General features: G+C 72.9%; 3 protein-coding genes. All 3 read left to right on the top strand.

The genetic code is table 11. The annotated features are described in order from the left end of the window. Positions 1–32 precede the first annotated feature (32 nt). Complete coding sequence (locus A3IG_RS0127895; protein WP_018386882.1) at positions 33–1,343, top strand: sensor histidine kinase; 1,311 nt, start codon at positions 33–35, stop codon at positions 1,341–1,343. Positions 1,344–1,359: 16 nt separating this feature from the next. Further along, positions 1,360–2,100, top strand: a complete 741-nt coding sequence (locus A3IG_RS0127890) for a DUF4232 domain-containing protein (protein ID WP_018386881.1) — start codon at positions 1,360–1,362, stop codon at positions 2,098–2,100. 97 nt (positions 2,101–2,197) lie between these two features. After that, positions 2,198–2,571, top strand: a 374-nt coding sequence (locus tag A3IG_RS0127885) for a response regulator (RefSeq protein WP_026220745.1), incomplete at its 3' end; no start/stop codon positions are given.

The following is a 2,571-nucleotide window of genomic DNA, read 5'->3' as shown; positions in this document are numbered from 1 at the left end:
GAGGGAGGATGGGGGCGACGACGGGAGGGACCATGCGCATCCTGGCGGGGCTTGCGGCCGCGGGTCGAGGACTGCTGCTCGCCGTCGCCTCGACCGCCGCGTCGATCGCGCTCTTCTGCCTGGCGGTGGTCTGGATCGCGTTGATCCCGCTCGGGGTGGGCGCGTTGGTCACCCCGGTGGTCCTGACCGGGGTCCGCGCCCACGCCGGCTGGCGGCGCCGGGTGGCCGGGACCTGGTCCCGGGTTGACGTCCCGGTGAGCTACCGGCCACGGCCACCGATCCAGGGCGGGATCATCGGGCAGTTGCAGCGCTGCGCCTGGATGCTGAAGGACCCGCAGACCTGGCGGGACCTGCGGTGGCTGCTGGTGGACGCCTCCGCGGGCCTGGCCCTGGCCGTGCTGCCCCCGGGGCTGGTCGCGCACGGAACCATCGGGCCCCTGCTGGCGGGGGGGCTGTGGCGGCCGCTCCACTCCAGCGGGGACGACGCCCGCTGGTTCTTCTTCTTCGCGGTCACCAACCAGACCCGTGCGTTCGCCGCCGCGGCCCTCGGTCTGGTGATGATGGCCCTCGGAATCTGGCTGGCGCCGGCCATCCTCAAGGGGAACGCGCTGCTCACCCGCTCGGCGCTGTCCCCCAGCAGGAAGCGTGACCTTCGGCTGCGCGTGGAGCAGCTCACCGAGAGCCGCAGCGAAGCCCTGGACACGTCCGCCGCCGAGCTGCGCCGCATCGAACGCGACCTGCACGACGGCGCCCAGGCCCGCCTGGTCGCCATGGGCATGCACCTCGGCGCCGTGGAGCAGCTCCTGGAACGCGACCCGGAGCAGGCGAAACACCTGCTGGCCCAGGTCCGTCAGTCTTCCGCCGACGCGCTGCACGAACTGCGCGACCTGGTCCGCGGCATCCACCCCCCGGTCCTGGCCGAACGCGGTCTCGGCGACGCCGTGCGGGCGCTCGCGCTGCGCCACCCGTTGCGCAGCGAGGTCACCGTGGACCTGCCGGACCGCCTGGAAGCCCCGGTGGAGTCCGCGGCGTACTTCGCGGTCAGTGAGGTGCTGACCAACGCGGCCAAGCACGCCGAGGCGGAGCGGGTCTCCATCGACCTGTGTCACCAGGACGGCGTGTTGCGGGTCCTGGTCACCGACGACGGCCAGGGCGGCGCCGACCCCATGGGGGGCACCGGTCTGCGCGGGGTGGAGCGGCGGCTCGCTGCCTTCGACGGCGTCCTCGCCGTGAACAGCCCCCGGGGCGGCCCCACCGTCATCGCTATCGAGATCCCGTGCCAGCCCCTGGGGGACCATCGGACGCCGCTACCGAACGGGGACATCGCCACCACCAACCAGTGAAGACGCGGACCTACCGTTGACCGGAGCATCCGCTGACTCCCTGGAGGCCGACACCATGCGCTCGCGTCCCGTCGCTCGTTCCGCCCGTGTCGCACTCGCCGCCGCGGCCACCCTGCTGGCCCTGACCACAGCCTGCGGCCCGGAGGACGACAACGCCGCGGACCGGTCGGACGACGCCTCCCCGACGCAGAGCCAGGGCACGGACCAGGGCGAGGACGTCGAGGCGTCCACCGGCGGCAACGGCGGCGCGGAGGACACGTCCGGCTCGGACACCGCGGGCTCGGACGGGACGGGCTCGGGCAGCGACACCTCGACGGCCGGTTCCGACTCGACGAACGACGACATGCTGGACCGCAGGCCGGTCTGTGGCGCGGAGGACATCACCCTGTCCGCGTCCCTGGAGTCGCAGGCCGGCAGCCACATCCTGATCACCGCGAGGGCCAAGCCGGGATTCGTCTGCAAACTGCCCGGCGAGTACCCGGTCGTGGCGTTCGGCTCGGACGGCACCGAGGCGGCACCGGCCGAGCAGGCCGTGGGCGAGGAGATCGAGATGGTCGAGGGGGCCACCGCCTACGCGGGCGTCACGGCAAAGACGACGGGCGGCATCACCGGAGTGGAGTTCGAGGACGTCATCGTCGCCGTGGACCAGCAGGACCCGGCCCCGGTCTCGCTGGCCGTCGGCCGCTACGTCGTGGACAAGCCGATCGTCACCAACTGGCACACCTCGATGGCCGACGCCCTCCCCGACAACGGCTGACCCCCCGGTCACCGGCGGCGGACGGCACCGTTCACCAGACAACCCCTAGGCTCTCCCCATGACCGTCCAGCACCCCGGAGCGTCGGACAGCACCCCCCTGCGCGTCGTCCTCGCCGAAGACCTCTTCCTGCTGAGGGACGGCCTCGTCAGATTGCTCCAGGCGTACGGCTGCGAGATCGCCGCCGCGGTGGACAACGGGCCGGAGCTGGCCCGGGCGTTGGTGGCGCTGCGGCCGGACGTGGCGGTGGTGGACGTGCGGCTGCCGCCGTCGTTCACCGACGAGGGGTTGCAGGCGGCGCTCTCGGCTCGGCGGGAGATCCCGGGTCTCCCGGTGCTGGTGCTGTCGCAGCACGTGGAGCAGTTGTACGCCCGGGAACTGTTGGCCGACGGCAGCGGCGGGGTGGGGTACCTGCTCAAGGACCGGGTGTTCGACGCGGACCAGTTCATCGACGGGGTGCGCCGGGTGGCCGG

It is taken from the genome of Wenjunlia vitaminophila DSM 41686, from assembly GCF_000380165.1.
Taxonomy (GTDB): domain Bacteria; phylum Actinomycetota; class Actinomycetes; order Streptomycetales; family Streptomycetaceae; genus Wenjunlia; species Wenjunlia vitaminophila.
This window is presented reverse-complemented; position numbering and strand designations above follow the sequence as displayed.